The 17262-nt window shown below is 71.4% G+C and carries 19 protein-coding genes; 2 read left to right on the forward strand and 17 right to left on the reverse strand.

Annotated features, from left to right (window positions below; translation table 11 throughout):
* Positions 1-385: 385 nt before the first annotated feature.
* The 9 genes from scpB to BIV01_RS01080 form a co-directional block, all read right to left on the reverse strand.
* On the reverse strand, positions 386-1021 hold the full coding sequence (gene scpB / locus BIV01_RS01040) for an SMC-Scp complex subunit ScpB (protein WP_441294366.1): 636 nt from the start codon (positions 1019-1021) through the stop codon (positions 386-388).
* A gap of 43 nt (positions 1022-1064) precedes the next feature.
* Positions 1065-1913 (reverse strand): segregation and condensation protein A, encoded by an 849-nt coding sequence (locus BIV01_RS01045; RefSeq protein ID WP_071301665.1) that lies wholly within the window; start codon positions 1911-1913, stop codon positions 1065-1067.
* Positions 1897-2775: a ParA family protein gene (locus tag BIV01_RS01050; protein ID WP_070416496.1), complete on the reverse strand. Its 879-nt coding sequence runs from the start codon at positions 2773-2775 to the stop codon at positions 1897-1899. Before BIV01_RS01050 ends, BIV01_RS01045 begins: the two co-directional genes overlap by 17 nt.
* Positions 2776-2864: 89 nt before the next feature.
* Entirely contained in the window at positions 2865-3701 is an 837-nt protein-coding gene (locus tag BIV01_RS01055; protein ID WP_083413690.1) for an SseB family protein, read from the reverse strand.
* 4 nt (positions 3702-3705) lie between these two features.
* The gene (gene priA / locus BIV01_RS01060) at positions 3706-4452 is read right to left on the reverse strand and encodes a bifunctional 1-(5-phosphoribosyl)-5-((5-phosphoribosylamino)methylideneamino)imidazole-4-carboxamide isomerase/phosphoribosylanthranilate isomerase PriA (RefSeq protein WP_071301666.1); all 747 of its coding nucleotides are present in this window, start codon (positions 4450-4452) and stop codon (positions 3706-3708) included.
* A gap of 63 nt (positions 4453-4515) precedes the next feature.
* Complete coding sequence (gene hisH / locus BIV01_RS01065) at positions 4516-5157, reverse strand: imidazole glycerol phosphate synthase subunit HisH (RefSeq protein WP_070416498.1); 642 nt, start codon at positions 5155-5157, stop codon at positions 4516-4518.
* Positions 5154-5756 (reverse strand): imidazoleglycerol-phosphate dehydratase HisB, encoded by a 603-nt coding sequence (hisB, locus tag BIV01_RS01070; RefSeq protein WP_071301667.1) that lies wholly within the window; start codon positions 5754-5756, stop codon positions 5154-5156. Before hisB ends, hisH begins: the two co-directional genes overlap by 4 nt.
* Positions 5753-6877 (reverse strand): histidinol-phosphate transaminase, encoded by a 1125-nt coding sequence (locus BIV01_RS01075; RefSeq protein WP_071301668.1) that lies wholly within the window; start codon positions 6875-6877, stop codon positions 5753-5755. The genes hisB and BIV01_RS01075 overlap by 4 nt, the downstream gene beginning before the upstream one ends.
* A 52-nt stretch (positions 6878-6929) precedes the next feature.
* Entirely contained in the window at positions 6930-7295 is a 366-nt protein-coding gene (locus tag BIV01_RS01080) for a LysM peptidoglycan-binding domain-containing protein (protein ID WP_070416501.1), read from the reverse strand.
* A gap of 237 nt (positions 7296-7532) precedes the next feature.
* Between BIV01_RS01080 and lexA the strand changes: the two genes are divergently transcribed.
* The gene (gene lexA / locus BIV01_RS01085; RefSeq protein WP_070416502.1) at positions 7533-8177 is read left to right on the forward strand and encodes a transcriptional repressor LexA; all 645 of its coding nucleotides are present in this window, start codon (positions 7533-7535) and stop codon (positions 8175-8177) included.
* A gap of 241 nt (positions 8178-8418) precedes the next feature.
* Here lexA and hflX read toward each other — a convergent pair whose 3' ends face one another.
* Positions 8419-9957: a GTPase HflX gene (gene hflX, locus BIV01_RS01090; protein ID WP_070419127.1), complete on the reverse strand. Its 1539-nt coding sequence runs from the start codon at positions 9955-9957 to the stop codon at positions 8419-8421.
* 61 nt (positions 9958-10018) lie between these two features.
* Here hflX and BIV01_RS01095 point away from each other — a divergent pair, with 61 nt between their 5' ends.
* Positions 10019-10633, forward strand: a complete 615-nt coding sequence (locus BIV01_RS01095) for a class I SAM-dependent methyltransferase (RefSeq protein WP_071301669.1) — start codon at positions 10019-10021, stop codon at positions 10631-10633.
* A 311-nt stretch (positions 10634-10944) separates the two neighbouring features.
* Here BIV01_RS01095 and dapF read toward each other — a convergent pair whose 3' ends face one another.
* The 7 genes from dapF to BIV01_RS01130 all read right to left on the reverse strand — a co-directional run bounded on the left by dapF (position 10945) and on the right by BIV01_RS01130 (position 17163).
* Positions 10945-11835, reverse strand: coding sequence for a diaminopimelate epimerase (dapF, locus tag BIV01_RS01100; protein ID WP_070416504.1), 891 nt, complete (start codon positions 11833-11835; stop codon positions 10945-10947).
* On the reverse strand, positions 11832-12773 hold the full coding sequence (gene miaA, locus BIV01_RS01105; RefSeq protein WP_083413708.1) for a tRNA (adenosine(37)-N6)-dimethylallyltransferase MiaA: 942 nt from the start codon (positions 12771-12773) through the stop codon (positions 11832-11834). The genes dapF and miaA overlap by 4 nt, the downstream gene beginning before the upstream one ends.
* Before the next feature lie 34 nt (positions 12774-12807).
* Complete coding sequence (gene miaB / locus BIV01_RS01110) at positions 12808-14307, reverse strand: tRNA (N6-isopentenyl adenosine(37)-C2)-methylthiotransferase MiaB (RefSeq protein ID WP_071301670.1); 1500 nt, start codon at positions 14305-14307, stop codon at positions 12808-12810.
* Positions 14308-14336: 29 nt separating this feature from the next.
* Entirely contained in the window at positions 14337-15203 is an 867-nt protein-coding gene (locus BIV01_RS01115) for a regulatory protein RecX (protein WP_083413691.1), read from the reverse strand.
* The gene (gene recA / locus BIV01_RS01120; protein ID WP_070416506.1) at positions 15200-16267 is read right to left on the reverse strand and encodes a recombinase RecA; all 1068 of its coding nucleotides are present in this window, start codon (positions 16265-16267) and stop codon (positions 15200-15202) included. The genes BIV01_RS01115 and recA overlap by 4 nt, the downstream gene beginning before the upstream one ends.
* 262 nt (positions 16268-16529) lie before the next feature.
* Positions 16530-16754 (reverse strand): DUF3046 domain-containing protein, encoded by a 225-nt coding sequence (locus tag BIV01_RS01125; protein WP_022907383.1) that lies wholly within the window; start codon positions 16752-16754, stop codon positions 16530-16532.
* A 100-nt stretch (positions 16755-16854) separates the two neighbouring features.
* Positions 16855-17163 (reverse strand): helix-turn-helix domain-containing protein, encoded by a 309-nt coding sequence (locus BIV01_RS01130; RefSeq protein ID WP_058742950.1) that lies wholly within the window; start codon positions 17161-17163, stop codon positions 16855-16857.
* Positions 17164-17262: the final 99 nt, after the last annotated feature.

Below are 17262 nucleotides of genomic sequence, written 5' to 3' on the forward strand. Positions count from 1 at the left end.
GTCACGACCCCGGTACCCACCACCGGACGACGGACGCTCCTCACGGCCGCGGTACCCCCCGCCAGTCGACGGACGGTCGTCACGGCCGCGGTAGCCCCCGCGGTCGTCGTCACGCCGGCCGGACCCCGCACGGTCGTCACGACCCCGGTACCCGCCACCGGAGGACGGCCGCTCGTCACGACCCCGGTACCCACCGGAAGCAGGACGGTCTTCGCGCCCACGGTACCCACCGCGCTCGTCGCGACCAGCGCCCTCGGACCGGCCACCCGCACGGCCGGAGCCGGCGGTGCGGTCGCGTGACGCGCCTCCAGGACGACCTGCGCCGTCCCGGCGACCCGCGCCGTCCCGGCCCGCGCCACCCCGTGGGCCGCCTCGTCGTTCTTCCTCATACGCGGCCATCGGGGATCCCTTCGTTCTGCTCGAAGCCGCCGGCACCGTCGTCCAGGAGGGGCGAGATGAGCGGCAGCTCGTCGAGCGAGTTGATGCCGAGCTGCTGCAGGAGCAGGTCGGACGTGACGTAGTTGATGGCGCCGGTCTCGGCGTCGGTGAACGACTCCTCGATGAGGCCGCGCGCGACGAGCGTGCGGACGACGCCGTCGACGTTGACGGCGCGGATCGAGGCGATCTGCGACCGGGTGATCGGCTGCTTGTACGCGACGACCGCGAGGGTCTCGAGCGCGGCCTGCGACAGGCGGGAGGGGCGTTCGGCCTCGACGAACTGCTCGACGACGTCGTCGAGGTCCGGCCGGACGTAGAAGCGCCAGCCGCCGCCGACCTCGCGGAGTTCGAACCCGCGGCGGATCGTGCCGTCGACCCCGTCGAAGTCCGCCACGAGACGCTCGATGGCCTGCCTGACCACGGGGACGGGAGCCCCCACGGCCGCGCCGAGGGACACGAGCGACTGGGGTTCGTCGGCGATCATGAGGATCGCCTCGAGCTGTCGGTCGACGGGGATCTCCGGCCGGGCGGCACGCTCGTGCGCCTCGTGGATCTCGCGCTCGATCGCGCGGGCGTCGGCCATCTCGTCGGCGCCGCCGGGTTCGGCACTGGACGTGTCGTGCACGTCATCCGTCATAGTCGGCTCCCAGGTTGGCGAGGCTCTCGTCGGACCAGTCCTCGGCGGTCCAGCGCAGCGTCAGCTCCCCGAGCGGTTCGAACTGTTCGAACGAGATGGATGCGTTCCGGTACAGCTCCAGGATCGCGAGGAAGCGAGCCACCACGATACCCGTCTCCGAGACGCCGGCGACCAGTTCGCGGAACGAGACGTCCTCGTCGGCACGCGTGCGGAGGATCGAGACGACGATCGCGGCCTGCTCCCGGATGCTGACGAGCGGGGCGTGCAGGTGGTCGAGTCCGACCGTCGGGAGCTCCCGCGGGGCGAACGCCAGGGTCGCCAGCGCGGCGAAGTCCTGCACCGACAGGGTCCAGACGAGCTCGGGGGTCCGGGCGCGGAACCGCTCCTCGAGCCGGACGCTCCGCACGTGGCGTCGGGACTCGGTCAGCCAGCGGGAGCCGAACCAGTCGGCGGCCTGCTTGAACGCCCGGTACTGCAGCAGTCGGGCGAACAGGAGGTCGCGGGCCTCGAGCAGGGCGACGTCCTCGGCGTCGACGAGCTCGCCCTGCGGCAGGAGTCCGGCGATCTTGAGGTCGAGCAGCGTGGCGGCGACGACGAGGAACTCGCTGGCCTCGTCGAGTTCCTCCTGGGATTCGGCCTGGCGCACGTACTCGATGAACTCGCCCGTCACGGCGCCGAGGGAGACCTCGGTGATGTCGAGCTCGTGCTTCGTGATGAGCGAGAGGAGCAGGTCGAACGGGCCGTCGAAGTTGCGGAGCCGGACCCGGAAGCCGGCCGCGGTCTGCGTGCCGGCGGGGGCCGGCTGCCCGGCAGTTCCGGGGTCAGGCGACGGCGCCACGCTCGACGAGCTCCCTGGCGAGCTGCCGGTACGCGTGTGCGGCCGCGTGGTCCGGCGCGGTCTGCGTGATCGGCCGCGCCGACACCGTGGCGTCCGGGAACTTCACGGTCCGACCGATGACGGTGTCGAGCACGCGGTCGTCGAAGGTGTCCACGACGCGCTCCATGACCTCGCGCGAGTGCAGCGTGCGCGAGTCGTACATCGTCGCGAGGATCCCGTCGAGCTGCAGCGCCGGGTTGAGGCGGTCGCGCACCTTGTCGATCGTCTCGATGAGCAGCGCCACACCACGCAGGGCGAAGAACTCGCACTCGAGCGGGATGAGGACGCCGTGCGCGGCCGTCAGGGCGTTCACGGTCAGCAGCCCGAGCGACGGCTGGCAGTCGACGAGGATCACGTCGTAGTCGTTCGCGACCTTCCGGAGCACGCTCGCGAGGATCTGCTCGCGCGCGACCTCGTTCACGAGGTGCACCTCGGCCGCGGAGAGGTCGATGTTCGCCGGGATCACGTCGAGGTACGGCGTGTTCGTCGGCTGGATGACCTGGTTCGGGTCCTTGATCGACCCCATCAGCAGGTCGTAGACGGTGGGGATGTCGTGGGTCCGCACGCCGAGGCCGGCCGACAGCGCGCCCTGCGGGTCGAAGTCCACCGCGAGGACCTTGCGCCCGTACTCCGCCAGCGCCGCGCCGAGGTTGATCGACGTCGTGGTCTTGCCGACGCCGCCCTTCTGGTTGCACAGCGCGATGATGCGAGCGGGACCGTGGCCGTCGAGCTCCTCGGGCACCGCGAACTGCCGGACGGGCCGTCCGGTCGGACCGTAGGTGGTCTCGCCGGTTCCGGGGGTGGTCGTCGGGTTCGTGCTCACCCCGTCATCGTACCGGCGACCGGCCGCCGGGCCGGGCCGCACCGCCGGGCCGGGCCGCACCGCCGCAGGTCGGGGCCAGGAGGCGCGACTCACGCTGGGCGCAGCGCCACCCGCATGCTGTCCACGCGTTCCGCGATGACGGCGTCCGCCGTCCAGCGCTGCTGGAGGCGCCCCACGAGCTCCTGCACCTGCGTCTGGTCGAGTCCGGGGTGGAGCGCCAGCCCCACCGTCAGTTCCGCACCGGCGAACCGTCCGAGCGGGTCCCCCGGGGCCAGCTCGACCCGCGCCACCGCAGGCTCCCCCACGACGGAGTCGGCGAAGGCCCGGGCCACTTCCGGGTCCTCGAAGCAGGGCGTCCACGGCAGGTCCTGCCCGATCGCCCACACCGCGGGGCGACGGAGCACGAACTCGGTCGGCGCCGTCGGGTCGAGGACCACGAGCTGGGTCTCCTCGCTCGCCGCGGCCATGGCCACGCGGCGGGAGGCCGCGGGGACCGGTCGGGCGTCCGGATCCCAGGAGCGCATCGCCTCGACGGAGGTGAAGGCGGGCATGACGCTGCGACCGTCCGGGCCGGCGACCGTCACGATGGAGAGCTCCTGCGTCTTGTCGACGAGCTTGCCGGCGTCGGTGTGCCCGATGTCTCCGGCCTCGGCGATGAGCGGGATGAGCAGCCGTGCGGTGCGGAGCGCGTCGACGACCGCCCGCTGCGACCCCCCGTCCGGCAGCGCCGTGATCGCGGCGACGACGGCCGGGTCGGCCAGACCGTCGTCGTCGTCGAACGTCGTGTTGTGCTGGTCGAACGTGCGACCCGCCCAGGCGAAGCCCGCGGAGTCCGCAGCCCCACCGGGGGTGTGCGCGTCGTCCGGGTGCCCGTCGCCCGCGGGCCCGTCGGGTCCGGTGCCGCGACCGTTCGAGATGCCCGCCACGCGCCTACTCCGAGGCGATGTCGAGCGCGGCCGGGAGCGTGAACGCCCCCGAGTAGAGCGCCTTGCCGATGATCGCGCCCTCGAGTCCGTGCGGCACGAGCGCACGCAGTGCACGGAGGTCGTCGAGCGTCGAGATCCCGCCGGAGGCCACGACGGGCTGGTCGGTGCGGTCGCAGACCTCGCGGAGGAGGTCGACGTTCGGCCCCTGCAGCGTGCCGTCCTTCGTCACGTCGGTCACGACGTAGCGGGCGCAGCCGGCTTCCTCGAGGCGGTCGAGGACCTCCCACAGGTCGCCGGCGTCCTCCGTCCAACCCCGGCTGGCGAGCGTCGTGCCGCGCACGTCGAGCCCGACGGCGATCTGCTCGCCGTACGTCCGGATCACGCGGGCCGCCCACTCCGGGTCCTCGAGCGCGGCGGTGCCGAGGTTCACGCGTGCGGCACCGGTCGCGAGGGCTGCCTCGAGCGAGGCGTCGTCGCGGATGCCGCCCGAGAGCTCGACGGCGACGCCCTCGACCTCGCGGATGGCGTGTGCGATGACCTTGCGGTTGTCACCGCGGCCGAACGCCGCGTCGAGGTCGACGAGGTGGATCCACTCGGCACCCTGGTCACGCCACGTCCGGGCTGCTGACACCGGGTCGCCGTAGGACGTCTCGCTGCCGGCCTCGCCCTGGGTGAGGCGCACCGCCTGGCCGTCGACGACGTCCACGGCGGGCAGCAGGACGAGGGGCGGGGTGGTGGAGAGCTCGGTCATGGTCCTGTCTTCGTTGCGGGGGTCGTCGGGCGCGTCGTCGTTCGCGACGTGTCGCCGCGGGTCTCAGAGCGACTGCACCCAGTTGCGGAGCAGTCGGATGCCCGGCTCGCCGGACTTCTCGGGGTGGAACTGGGTGGCGGTGAGCGGACCGTTCTCGACCGCGGCGACGAACCGCTGCCCGTGCTCGGCCCAGGTCAGGCGCGGTGCGCGGAACGGCCCGTACGCCTCGAGCGGGAAGTCGGTCACGCCGTACGAGTGCACGAAGTAGAAGCGCTCGTCGTGCAGGCCCTCGAACAACACCGAGTCCGCAGGAGCGTCGACCGTGTTCCACCCCATGTGGGGCAGGACGTCGGCCTGGATCTGCTCGACCGTGCCCGGCCACTGACCGAGCCCCTCGACGTCGGCACCGCGCTCGATGCCGCGCGAGAAGAGCACCTGCATGCCGACGCAGATCCCGAGGACCGGACGGCCGCCGGCGAGACGGTGGTCGACGATCTCGCCGCCCCGGACACCCTCGAGCTGCTCGACCACGGCTCCGAACGCCCCGACGCCGGGGACCAGCAGTCCGTCGGCCCGGAGCGCCGCCTGCTTGTCCGACGTCAGGGTGACGTCGGCGCCGGCGCGTTCGAGCGCCTTGGCGGCGGAGTGGACGTTGCCCGACCCGTAGTCGAGGACGACGACGTTCGGCTTCGCCCCGGCGGTCACAGCGTGCCCTTGGTGGACGGGATGCCGTCCACGCGGGGGTCGAGTTCGACCGCCGTGCGCATCGCCCGGGCGAACGCCTTGAACTCGGCTTCGGCGATGTGGTGCGGGTCGCGGCCCTCGAGCACACGGACGTGCACCGTGATGCCGGCGTTGAAGGTGATGGCCTCGAACACGTGGCGGACCATCGAGCCGGTGAAGTGGCCGCCGATCCGGTGGAACTCGAAGCCCGCGGGCTCGCCAGAGTGCACGAGGAACGGCCGGCCGGAGACGTCGACCACTGCCTGGGCGAGCGCTTCGTCGAGCGGCACGAGGGCGTCCCCGTACCGACCGATGCCGGCACGGTCGCCGAGGGCCTGCTTGAGCGCCTGGCCGAGCACGATGCCGGTGTCCTCGACGGTGTGGTGGACGTCGATGTGGGTGTCGCCGGTCGACCGCACGCGGAGGTCGATGAGCGAGTGCTTGCTGAACGCCGTCAGCATGTGGTCGAAGAACGGCACGCTCGTCGAGATGTCGGACGTGCCGGTGCCGTCGAGGTCGAGTTCGAGTTCGATGCTCGACTCGCTCGTGCTCCGGCTGATCGTGGCGGTGCGCGCGGTCATGCTGCAACCCTAACCGGCGGCTGATCGGCGGCGACGCGGCGCATGGCGTCGAGGAACACGGTGGTCTCCTCTTCCGTGCCTGCGCTGACCCGCAGGTGGTTCGGGATGCCGAGGTCGCGCACGATGACGTCCTGCTCGAGCAGTGCTTCGAACGCGGCGTGCGGGTCGGCGACGCCGCCGAACAGGACGAAGTTCGACCACGTCTCGTAGGTGCGGTAGCCCATCGCCCGGAGTTCGGTCACCATGCGGTCGCGCTGCTGCGTGATGTCGTCGACCATCGCGAGCATCGCGGGGGCGTGCCGGAGCGCCGCCACCGCTGCCGCCTGGGTCAGTGCGGAGAGGTGGTACGGCAGCCGGACGAGTCGGATCGCGTCGATGACGGCCGGGTGGGCGGCCATGTAGCCCACGCGGGCACCGGCGAACGCGAACGCCTTGCTCATCGTGCGGGACACGATGAGACGCTCCCGCCCGGGCAGCAGCGTGAGGGCGCTCGGGGCCTCGGCAGGCATGAACTCGGCGTAGGCCTCGTCGACCATCACGATGCCGTCGGTCGCGGCGTAGGCGGCCTCGATCGTCTCGATCGGGAGCGGCGTACCCGTGGGGTTGTTCGGCCCGCAGAGGAACACGATGTCCGGCTGGTGCTCACGGATGGCGGCCACGACCGTCTCGGGCGCGATGCGGAACTCGTCGTCGCGCTGCGCCGGGATCCAGGTCGTGCCGGTGCCCGACGCGAGGATCGAGTGCATCGAGTAGGTCGGAGGGAACCCGAGCACGGTGCGGCCCGGCCCACCGAAGGCCTGGAGCAGCTGCTGGAGCACCTCGTTCGAGCCGTTGGCCGCCCAGATCTGCTCCGGACCGAGCGCCTGGCCCGAGGCGAGGTCGCGCTGGAGGTAGTCCGCGAGGGACTGCCGCAGCTCGGTGAACTCACGGTCGGGGTAGCGGTTCACGGTCGTCAGCGCCTGGCGGATCGACGACACGATGTCCTCGGCGACGTCGGCTGGCACCGGATGCGTGTTCTCGTTGACGTTGAGCTGCACGCGCACGTGCTTCTGCGGGGCGCCGTACGGGCTCTGCCCGCGCAGGTCGTCTCGGATCGGGAGGTCTTCGAGCGTGAATGCCACCGATCCATCGTAGGCCGCTCGAACGGCATGGTGACCGGCCGTCCGGACGGTGCTAGTGCGCGGCGGTGTACTGCGCCGGGATCGAGATCTCCTGCCCGGCCTGCAGCCCGGAGCCGTCGAGCGCGTTCAGGCTGACGACGTCCTGCACGAAGTCGCGCGGGTCGGCGTTCGGGGCGGTCTCTTCCGCCAGCTGCCAGAGCGTCTCGCCCGGCTGGATGGTCACGGTCTCGAAGTGGGCGTGCGACTCGGTGTTGCCGGCCGATGCCTGTCCGCCGTTCAGCACGGCGAGTGCCACACCGATCAGCAGCGGGATCGCGGCGAGCGTCGTCAGGACGACCCGGCCGCGACGCGTGAGGCGCAGGCGCGTACGCACGGCGGGCGCGGTGCGCTGGATGTCAGCGATGGCGATGGTGCTCATGTCGTTCTTGCCTTCCCGTTCGGATGAACCGAAGTCCTGTACCGAACATAGTTTCGAATGACGAGCCGCACAAGTCCTGCGCGGAGATTTCTGGGGGGTTTTCTGCCGACACGCTCGAACAGGTGTTTGTCCGGCGATGACCGGTCGGATACTGTTTCGATCGACTGGGACAAGTCAAGCGGGCACCACCGACATTCCCGCGGGCACGGTCCCGGCACCGACGAAGGGCGAGACGACGTGGCGGACGAACTGCGGGGCCAGAAGCCGCTGACGGCGAAGCAGCAGGCGATCCTCGACGCGATCCGTGCGTCGATCGCCAGCCGGGGTTACCCGCCGAGCATGCGCGAGATCGGTGACGCCGCGGGCTTGTCCTCGCTGTCGAGCGTCTCGCACCAGCTCGGCCAGCTCGAGCTCGGCGGGTGGATCCGCCGCGACCCAAACCGCCCCCGCGCGCTCGAGGTCCTCGTCGACGAGCCGACCCCCGACGTCGAGGGCCCGGACGTCGACGCGACGACGCTCGTCCCGCTCGTCGGTCGGATCGCCGCCGGTGTGCCGATCACGGCCGAGCAGCACGTCGACGAGATCGTGCCGCTCCCCCGGCAGCTCGTCGGCACGGGTGACCTCTTCATGCTCAAGGTCGTGGGCGAGTCGATGATCGACGCCGCGATCTGCGACGGCGACTGGGTGGTCGTCCGGTCGCAGCAGACGGCCGAGAACGGTGACATCGTCGCCGCCATGCTCGACGAGGAAGCGACCGTCAAGGTCTTCCGGCAGCGGGACGGCCACACGTGGCTGCTCCCCCGCAACACCGCGTTCGAGCCGATCCTCGGCGACGCGGCCACCGTGCTCGGCAAGGTCGTGGCGGTCCTCCGCTCGATCTGACGGCGCAGGCGCCGCGTGCCTCTGCCTCTGCCTCTGGCTCTGGCACTGGCACAACCAAAGCCGGTTCGAACCACACGATCACGTGGTTCGAACCGGCTTTCGTTGTGCGGCGCCGAACGGAACCGCGCAGCCGCGGTGGGTGCGGGGCGGGCGTACGCCGCGCCTCCTGGACCGCACCGCGCGCGACCGCACCGCGCGCGACCGCGCGACCGCGCGACCGCACGTCAGCGCAGGGCGCGCCTCAGGACGCGACGGGCGCGACCACGAACGGGTCGAGCTCGGCCACCTGCCGCTGGAACACGCGCACCCGCAGGCGTGTGCCGTCCTCGACGTAGTCGACGGTCTCGACCGCACCTGCGTCGTGCAGCGACGACACCAGGTCACCGCGGTCGTACGGGACAACGACGGTGAGCTCGACGTCGGGTTCGGGGAGACGGGCCTCGATCACGTCGAGGAGGTCCTGGATGCCCTCGCCCGTGCGCGCCGAGACGAACACCGCGTCCGGCACGAGGCCGACGAGCACGAGCCGCTGCGACTCGTCGATGAGGTCGGCCTTGTTGAAGGCGACGATCTCCGGGATCTCGCGGGCACCGACGTCGCCGATGACCTCGCGCACGGTCGCCAGCTGGGCGGCCGGGTCGGGGTGCGAGCCGTCGACCACGTGCACGATGACGTCGGCCTCGCCGACCTCTTCGAGGGTGGAGCGGAACGCCTCGACGAGCTGGTGCGGCAGGTTGCGCACGAAGCCGACGGTGTCGACGAAGGTGAACTCGCGGCCCTTCGCGCTCTCGGTCCGGCGGACCGTGGCGTCCAGCGTCGCGAAGAGCTGGTTCTGGACGAGCACGCCGGCGCTCGTCAGTCGGTTCAGCAGCGAGGACTTGCCCGCGTTGGTGTAGCCGGCGATCGCGACGCTCGGGACGTCGTTGCGGTGGCGGTCGGCCCGCTTCGCCTCGCGCGCGGGGCGGAACCCGGCGATCTGGCGACGGAGCTTGGACATCCGGGTGTGGATGCGACGACGGTCGAGCTCGATCTTCGTCTCACCGGGACCACGCGAACCCATGCCCGCACCGCCGGACACCTGGCCACCGGCCTGACGGGACATCGACTCACCCCAACCACGGAGTCGCGGCAGGAGGTACTCGAGCTGGGCGAGTTCGACCTGCGCCTTGCCCTCGCGGCTCTTGGCGTGCTGGCTGAAGATGTCGAGGATCACGGCCGTCCGGTCGATCACCTTGACCTTCACCACGTCCTCGAGCGCGCGGCGCTGGGACGGGGCGAGTTCGGTGTCGGCGATGACCGTGTCGGCGCCGGTGGCCTTGACGACCATCGCGAGCTCTTCGGCCTTGCCCTTGCCGAGGTACGTGGAGGGGTCGGGGTTCGGCCGGCGCTGCAGGAGCCCGTCGAGCACCACGGCACCCGCGGTCTCGGCGAGTGCGGCGAGCTCACGCAGGGAGTTCTCGGCGTCCGAGGCGTCGCCGTGCGGGTACACGCCGATAAGGACGACCTGCTCGAGCCGGAGCTGCCGGTACTCGACCTCGGTGACGTCCTCGAGCTCGGTGGAGAGGCCGCCGACGCGGCGGAGGGCAGCCCGGTCTTCGCGGTCGTACTGGTCGCCGTCGCCCGTCCAGGCGTGATCGTCGACCGATCGGGTCTGGATCGCCTGCGCGGGGGCGAAGATCGAGGAGCTCGCGCGGGAGTCGGCGTTGCGCAGGACCCGCTCGACGACACCAGCAGCGCTGTCGTCGGTGGTCTCTGCGTCTCGGTTCGTGGTGTCCGTCATCTTCTCCACAGGGTACCGCTCGGGGCCTCGGGACACACGGGGTTGCCGGTACGGTTCATCCATGGCGAACGACCACTACTTCTCCGCGAACCCGTCGTCGGACACCCGCGAACGCCAGATCCACGTCACCCTCGCCGGTCGCCCGCTCACGCTGACCACCGCCGCGGGGGTCTTCAGCCCGGACGGGCTCGACCGCGGCACGCGGGTGCTGCTCGGCTCGGTGCCGCCGCCCGCGCACGAGGGGGCACTGCTCGACGTCGGCTGCGGCTGGGGTCCGATCGCCATCACCATGGCCCTCGACTCCCCCGCCGCCCAGGTGTGGGGCGTCGACGTGAACGAGCGGGTGCTCGGTCTCGCCCGGGCGAACGCTGCTGCTGCGGGGGCCGACAACGTCACCGTCGCACTGCCGGACGAGGTACCGGCCGACCTGCGGTTCCGGACGATCTGGTCGAACCCGCCGATCCGGGTGGGCAAGGACGAGCTGCACCAGATCCTGCTGACGTGGCTCCCCCGGCTCGAGGTCGGTGGGGACGCGTGGTTGGTCGTGTCGAAGGACCTCGGGGGCGATTCGCTGCAGCGGTGGTTGCGGGAGTCGCTCGACGCGGGGTTCCACGTGTCGCGGGCGTCGACGGACAAGGGGTTCCGGGTGCTGCGGGTGCACCGCGCAGCCGAGTAGGCGCCGCGGGCCGCGTCCCGCCGGCGCGCGGGCCGTGCCGCCGGCGCGCGGGGCGCGCGGTCCGAGTGGAACCACGATTCCGACATCGAACCAGCGCGAGCACGCGGTTCGATGTCGGGAACGTGGTTCGACACGTCACGCGACCGGCCAGCGCGGCCAGCGGGCCTCGACCGCGCAGCGCGGCCAGCGCGCCGCAGTCGGCCAGCGCGACCGACCCGCCCGTCCGCACCACAGCAGTGGCCAGGAGGCGCGACCCACGTGACGAGCGTCGGCCCGCCGAGCCGCGCCTCCTGGCCGGAGCCCCGCCCGGCTCAGACCGTCAGGTCACCCGAGAAGACGAGTTCCGCCGGCCCGGACAACGCGACGTGCTCGCCGTCCTCCGCCGCGAAGATGCGAACCGTGACGACCCCACCCGGCACGCGCACGCGCCACGTGTCCGGCGCCCCGTTGCCCGCCCAGTACCGCGTCGCGAGGGCCGCGGCGACGGCCCCGGTACCGCACGACAGGGTCTCGCCGCTGCCGCGCTCGTGGACGCGCATCGTGATCTGACCGACGCCGTCCTGCACGAGCGGGTCGCCCGGCAGCACGAACTCGACGTTCGCTCCGGCCGCGGGGACCGGATCGAGCACCGGCACGTACGTGAGGTCGACCTCGGCGAGTTCGTCCTCGGTCGCGACGGCGACCACCACGTGGGGGTTGCCGACGTCGATGCCGAGCCCGGGGCGTGCTCCGTCGAGGTTCTTCGCCCGCACGAGCACGTCGTCCGCGCCACCGCCCTCGATGCCGAGTCCCCAGCGCCCGAGGTCGGCGGAGAAGCCGTTGGTCGTCCGCTGGATGTCGACGAGGCCCTTGCGGCTGCCGACCGTCAGGGTCTCGCCGGGGGTGAGGTCGACGAGCCCGGACTCCGTAAGGTAGCGCGCGAACACGCGGATGCCGTTCCCGCACATCTCGGCGACCGTGCCGTCGGCGTTGTGGTAGTCCATGAACCAGGTCGCCGCGGGGTCCTCGGCGACGAGCGCCTGCCCTTCCGGCAGCGCCTCGGACCGGACCGCCCGGATGACGCCGTCGCCGCCGACACCGAACCGGCGGTCGGCGATGGCGCGGATCCGCTCGGGGGTCAGGTCGACCGACGCGTCGGGGTCGGCGAACAGGACGAAGTCGTTGCCGGTCCCCTGGCCCTTGGTGAAGTGCAGCTCGGTCACGGGACGATCCTACGGGCAGCCGCTGTCAGCGCAGCCCGGTCCGCGCCGGTGACGTCGAGGAGCTCCGCGTCGGCGTACCGCCGGAACCACGACACCTGCCGGCGGGCGTACTTGCGCGTCGCGATGCCCGTCGCCTCCACCGCCTGGTCGACGGTCGCGTCCCCGCGGAGCACCTCGAGCGCCTGCGAGTACCCGATCGCCGCCCGCGCGGTCCGCCCCGACTCGAGGCCCTGCTCGCGCAGCCCCCGGACCTCGTCCACGAGACCGGCGTCGAACATGCGCGCCGCGCGCTCGTGCAGCGCGGCGACGAGCTGCGCTCGTTCGCGGTGCAGGTGCAGGATCCGAGCGGGTCGCCAGGCGCGGGGCGCGGACGGGAGGCTCGGCGTGACCACCTCGGATCGGCTCGCGATCTCGAGTGCACGGATCAACCTCCGCGGGTTGCGTGCGTCGATGGTCGCCGCGGCCGCCGGGTCCAGACCGCGGAGTCGTTTCAGCAGGATGCCCGGCCCGAGTTCCTCGTGCTCGCGCTCGAGGCGGGCGCGGAGTTCGGGATCGGTGCCGGGGAACGCGAGGTCGAAGAGCACGGCCGAGACGTACAGCCCGCTGCCGCCGACGAGCAGGGCGACGTTCCCGCGGCCGTGGATGGCCTCGATCTCCGCCCGCGCATCACGCTGGTAGGCGGCGACACTGGCCTCGTCCGTGACGTCGAGCACGTCGAGCTGGTGGTGCGGGATGCCCCGGCGCTCCTCGACGCCGAGCTTCGCGGTGCCGATGTCCATGCCGCGGTAGAGCTGCATGGCGTCGGCGTTGACGATCTCGGCGGGGCGGCCTGCGGCGCGGAGGCGTTCGACGATCGCGATCCCGAGGTCGGACTTGCCGGTGCCGGTCGCCCCGACGACCGCGATCAGGTCGCCGCCGGGGTCGGGGTCGGCGCGCACGGGGCCCACGGGCTCCTCGCCGACGCGCTCCTCGTCAGCGGCCGACACGGATGCTGGGCAGACCGAGCGACACCGGCCGCGGGCCGTCGGCGGCCCCGACGGGTGCCGGCGTCGGGACGCCACAGCTCTCCGCCTGGGCACGGTCCCACGCGTCGCCCGCGCGGGTCCGGCGGATCCGCAACGGTGCGTCCCCGTCGGCGATCAGGAAGTGCGGGGCCGAGCGGGTGACCTCGACGGTGACGACGTCCCCGGGGCGCGGCACGTCCGATCCGCCCGGCACCGAGAAGTGCACGAGTCGGGAGTCCTCGGCGCGGCCCGACAGCCGGTGCGTGGCGTCGTCCTTCTTGCCCTCACCGGTGGCGACGAGGACCTGGACCGTGCGCCCGACCTGCTTCGCGTTCTCTTCTGCCGTGATGTGCTCCTGCAGGGCGACGAGGCGCTCGTACCGCTCCTGCACGACCTGCTTCGGCAGCTGCTCGTCCATCGTCGCCGCGGGCGTCCCCGGCCGGATCGAGTACTGGAACGTGAACGCCGAGGCGAACCGCGACTGCTCCACGACGCGCAGGGTGTCCTCGAAGTCCGCGTCGGTCTCGCCGGGGAAGCCGACGATGATGTCCGTCGAGATCGCCGCGTGCGGGATCTTCGCCCGGACGCGGTCGAGGATGCCGAGGAACCGTTCGCTCCGGTAGCTGCGACGCATCGCCTTGAGGACGCGGTCCGACCCGGACTGGAGCGGCATGTGCAGCTGGGGCATCACGTTCGGCGTCTCTGCCATCGCGTCGATGACGTCGTCCGTGAAGGCGGCGGGGTGCGGGCTGGTGAACCGGACCCGCTCGAGGCCCTCGATCTGGCCGGCGGCGCGGAGCAGCTTGCCGAACGCCTGGCGGTCCCCGAACTCGACGCCGTACGAGTTGACGTTCTGCCCGAGCAGGGTGACCTCGATCGCGCCGTCGTCGACGAGTGCCTGGATCTCGGCGAGCACGTCACCCGGGCGGCGGTCCTTCTCCTTGCCGCGCAGCGACGGCACGATGCAGAACGTGCAGGTGTTGTTGCAGCCGACCGAGATCGACACCCAGCCACTGTGCGTCGAGTCGCGCTTGGTCGGGAGGGTCGACGGGAAGACGTCCAGCGACTCGAGGATCTCGATCTGCGCTTCGTCGTTGTGGCGGGCACGCTCGAGCAGCGTCGGCAGCGACCCCATGTTGTGCGTCCCGAAGACGACGTCCACCCACGGCGCCTTCTCGAGGATGACGTTCTTGTCCTTCTGCGCCAGGCACCCGCCGACCGCGATCTGCATGCCGGGGTGCTCGCGCTTGATGCCCGCGAGCTGCCCGAGGTTGCCGTACAGACGGTTGTCGGCGTTCTCGCGCACGGCGCACGTGTTGATGACGACGACGTCCGCCTGCTCGCCGTCGGCAGCGACGTACCCGGCGGCCTGGAGGGACCCGCTCAGTCGCTCGGAGTCGTGCACGTTCATCTGGCACCCGTAGGTGCGGACTTGGTAGGTGCGGGGGCGCGCTGCGACGGTGGCCATGGTCGTCCCAGTGTAAAACCGTCGCGACGCTACTCGAAGCGGACGGAGCCGCGAGGTCCTGCCGGCGGACGCCCACCGCCGTCGAGCGCACGCTCGACCGCGATCCGCACGATGCCCCCGTTGTAGCCCTTCCGCATCAGGAAGCCCGAGAGCCGTCGCTCCGCCGTCGCTCGGTCGAGACCGCGGAGCTGCCCGGCACGCTTCTGCGCGAGGTCGATCGCACGGACGAACTCGTCGTCCTCGTCATCGGCGGCTGCCTCGAGCGCCGCGTCGATCGCGACCTGGTCGATGCCGCGGCGCCGCAGTTCGGCGACGACGCCCTGGCGCCCCAGACCCTTGCGGTCGTGCAGGCGGTCGACGAGGTCGGTCGCGAGCGCCACGTCGTCCACGAGTCCGACGCGGGTGAGCCGCTCGATCTCGTGCTCGACGACGTCCGGGTCGAGTTCGTTCTTGGTCAGCATCGTGCGCAGCTCGGACTCGCTGACGCCCTTGCGACCGAGCGCCCGCATGCTGAGCCGCTCGGCGTCGGCACGCTGTTCGTCGATCGGCCGTGGGGCGTCCGCGGGGTCGAGTTCGGCACCGCCGTCGATCGCGAACACGGACGCCGTCGTGGCGTCTGCCGTCCGGTCGTCGTCGTAGCCGTCCTGCTCGGCAGGGGCACTGCGGCCGCTGCCGTCCCCGACGACGGGCGAGAGCCACTCCGCCTGCGCCCGGGCACCCTGGATCGGCAGCGGGACCGGCGCGTCGGCATCGGCTCCGCCGTGGTCCGTCACGGCATCCCTGTCGCCCGCAGTGTCCGGCCCAGCCGCGGATCGGCGACGGGACCGCGCACCGCGCGCACCGAACAGGTCGGTGACCGGTGCGAGGTCCTCGTCGCCGTCGTGGTCGGTCGTCACGCGCCCTTGCGCTCCGCGATCTTCGGCGCGATCGACTCGACGGGAGCCTCGACCGCCTCGGCCGACGCACCGCCGACACCGAGCTTGGCGAGGATCTTGCCCTCGATCTCAGCAGCGATCTCGGGGTTCTGGATCAGGAACGACCGCGAGTTCTCCTTGCCCTGCCCGAGCTGGTCGCCGTCGTACGTGTACCAGGCACCGGACTTCTTGACGATGCCGTGGTCGACGCCGAAGTCGAGCAACGAGCCCTCGCGCGAGATGCCCGTGCCGTACAGGATGTCGAACTCGGCCTGCTTGAAGGGCGGGGCCATCTTGTTCTTGACGACCTTGACGCGGGTGCGGTTGCCGACCGCGTCGGTACCGCTCTTGAGCGTCTCGATGCGACGGATGTCGAGGCGGACCGACGCGTAGAACTTGAGCGCCTTACCGCCGGCGGTGGTCTCGGGGCTGCCGAAGAACACACCGATCTTCTCGCGCAGCTGGTTGATGAAGATCATCGTGGTCTGCGTCTGGTTCAGGCCACCGGCGAGCTTGCGGAGTGCCTGCGACATGAGGCGGGCCTGCAGACCGACGTGCGAGTCACCCATCTCGCCCTCGATCTCGGCACGGGGCACGAGCGCCGCGACGGAGTCGATGACGACGAGGTCGATGGAGCCGGAACGGACGAGCATGTCGGCGATCTCGAGCGCCTGCTCACCGGTGTCCGGCTGGGAGACGAGCAGCGCGTCGATGTCGACGCCGAGCTTCTTCGCGTACTCGGGGTCGAGCGCGTGTTCCGCGTCGATGAAGGCCGCGATGCCGCCGGCGCGCTGGGCGTTGGCGATGGCGTGCAGCGTCAGGGTCGTCTTACCCGACGACTCCGGGCCGTAGATCTCGATGATGCGGCCACGCGGGAGCCCGCCGATGCCGAGCGCGACGTCGAGGGCGACCGAACCGGTCGGGATGGTGGCGACGGGGGCGCGCTCGTCCGAGCCGAGGCGCATGACCGTGCCCTTGCCGAACTGACGGTCGATCTGGGCGAGAGCGGTCTCGAGGGCCTTCTCGCGGTCCTGGGGTGAGGGCATGATGTGCTTCCTTCGTGCTCGGTGTCGGCCGCCTGTAGGCTGTCGCGTCCACCCGGCCGGTGGTGCAGGGCCGGTGCTTCAGCGACAAGGCTTCGGGCTGTTCCCGTTGACTCGAACCTAGGGCGGGCCACCGACATCACTGCCGACGACCGCGCGATCTGTGGACGAACTCTCCGGACAGCGCCGCTGTGGAGGAAGCTACCACCGATCGAACACCCGTTCGAGCAACACGCCGAACAGAGTTTCGGACGGAGACCGCGCGTCAGTCCCGCGGTTCCGCCAGCCCCTTGCCGTGCCGCTTCTCGAGCGGGACGTCCTGCGACTCGCACAGCGCCTCCCACACGCGGCGCGCATCGATGCCCGCGTCGAGCGCCTCGGCCGCCGAGCGTCCGCCGAGTTCCTCGAGCACCACGTCACGACTGACGACGGCACCGTAGGCGTCGCCGAACACCTGGTCGACGGCCCGCCAGAACTCACTCACACGCATCATCCCAGCGTAACCGCGCCGCCCCGCGGCCAGAGCACGGCCCTGGAACGCCGAACGCCCCCGCTGGCGGACCAGCGGGGGCGTTCGGGAAGCGGTGGCGTCAGCGCACCGCGAGGTCGTTGTCGAACTCGGCGACGAGGTCGTCCGGGAGCGTGTCGGGCACCGGGGTGAGCCCCTCGACCACCGCGAGACGGTCGCCGACCTCACGCATGATGGTCGAGATGGGGGTGTCCAGCGCGTCCGCGACGGACGCGAGGATCTCCGAGCTGGCTTCCTTCTGCCCACGCTCGACCTCGCTGAGGTACCCGAGAGCCACGCTGGCCTTGGACGCGACCTGACGGAGGGTCCGGCCCTTCTGCAAGCGGAAGTCCCGCAGAACGTCGCCGATTTCCTGACGAACGAGAACCATGAGAACTCCTCCTCTCTGTCGTCTCCGCGCCCGCTCGGTCCTGATGGCCGAGTTCGGGTTCAGCAACAGTAGCGTTGCCGGTTGCAGCATGCTAACCAC

The organism is Curtobacterium sp. MCBA15_013 (assembly GCF_001865095.1).
Taxonomy (GTDB): Bacteria; Actinomycetota; Actinomycetes; order Actinomycetales; family Microbacteriaceae; genus Curtobacterium.

Excerpts from the sequence above, each read along its gene's own strand:
- scpB (WP_441294366.1), bottom strand. The coding sequence starts at position 1,021 with ATGGCCGACGCCCGCGCGATCGAGCGCGAGATCCACGAGGCGCACGAG.
- priA (WP_071301666.1), bottom strand. The coding sequence starts at position 4,452 with ATGACCGAGCTCTCCACCACCCCGCCCCTCGTCCTGCTGCCCGCCGTG.
- hisB (WP_071301667.1), bottom strand. The coding sequence starts at position 5,756 with ATGACCGCGCGCACCGCCACGATCAGCCGGAGCACGAGCGAGTCGAGC.
- BIV01_RS01080 (WP_070416501.1), bottom strand. The coding sequence starts at position 7,295 with ATGAGCACCATCGCCATCGCTGACATCCAGCGCACCGCGCCCGCCGTG.
- hflX (WP_070419127.1), bottom strand. The coding sequence starts at position 9,957 with ATGACGGACACCACGAACCGAGACGCAGAGACCACCGACGACAGCGCT.
- BIV01_RS01095 (WP_071301669.1), top strand. The coding sequence starts at position 10,019 with ATGGCGAACGACCACTACTTCTCCGCGAACCCGTCGTCGGACACCCGC.
- miaB (WP_071301670.1), bottom strand. The coding sequence starts at position 14,307 with ATGGCCACCGTCGCAGCGCGCCCCCGCACCTACCAAGTCCGCACCTAC.
- recA (WP_070416506.1), bottom strand. The coding sequence starts at position 16,267 with ATGCCCTCACCCCAGGACCGCGAGAAGGCCCTCGAGACCGCTCTCGCC.
- BIV01_RS01125 (WP_022907383.1), bottom strand. The coding sequence starts at position 16,754 with ATGCGTGTGAGTGAGTTCTGGCGGGCCGTCGACCAGGTGTTCGGCGAC.
- BIV01_RS01130 (WP_058742950.1), bottom strand. The coding sequence starts at position 17,163 with ATGGTTCTCGTTCGTCAGGAAATCGGCGACGTTCTGCGGGACTTCCGC.